At 59.0% G+C, this 836-nt stretch carries 1 protein-coding gene; it reads left to right on the top strand.

Annotation, left to right across the window (positions count from 1 at the left end):
* A partial coding sequence (gene pyk / locus OKC44_RS22090; RefSeq protein WP_270815104.1) for a pyruvate kinase occupies window positions 1-836 on the top strand: 836 nt, incomplete at both ends.

Raw genomic sequence — 836 nt, 5'->3', positions numbered from 1 at the left:
CTGGACGTCATCGAGATCACCGAGCGCGAAGTCATCTGTAAAGTACTGAACAACGGCGATCTGGGCGAGAACAAGGGCATCAACCTGCCGGGCGTCTCCATCAAGCTGCCGGCCCTGGCCGAGAAAGACAAACGCGACCTGATCTTCGGTTGCGAGCAAGGCGTTGATTTCGTTGCCGCCTCCTTCATTCGCAAGAAAGAAGACGTGCTGGAAATCCGTGAGCACCTGAAAGCCCACGGTGGCGAGAACATCCAGATCATCTCCAAGATCGAAAACCAGGAAGGCCTGGACAACTTCGACGAGATCCTGGCGGTCTCCGACGGCATCATGGTTGCTCGTGGCGACATGGGTGTCGAGATCCCGGTTGAAGAAGTGATCTTCGCCCAGAAGATGATCATCGAGAAGTGCAACAAAGCCCGCAAAGTGGTCATCACCGCCACCCAGATGCTGGACTCCATGATCAAGAACCCGCGTCCGACCCGCGCCGAAGCCGGCGACGTGGCCAACGCCATCTTGGACGGTACCGATGCAGTCATGCTGTCCGGTGAATCCGCCAAGGGCAAGTACCCGCTGGAAGCCGTGACCATCATGGCCACCATCTGCGAGCGTACCGATGCCGTGATGCCGTCCAACCTGTCTGCTGCCAACGACAGCAACAAGCTGCGCATCACCGAAGCGGTCTGCAAAGGCGCGGTAGAGACCTCCGAGAAGCTGGACGCCCCGCTGATCGTGGTTGCCACCGAAGGCGGCAAGTCTGCCAAGGCCATCCGCAAGTACTTCCCGAAAGCCTGGATCCTGGCCATCACCACCAACAAGAAGACCGCTGCCCAGCTGGT

The sequence above is a fragment of the Aeromonas sp. S41-2 genome, from assembly GCF_027705845.1.
Taxonomy (GTDB): domain Bacteria; phylum Pseudomonadota; class Gammaproteobacteria; order Enterobacterales; family Aeromonadaceae; genus Aeromonas; species Aeromonas hydrophila.
The sequence above is the reverse complement of the archived record's forward strand: the minus strand, read 5'-3'. Positions and strand labels throughout refer to the sequence as shown.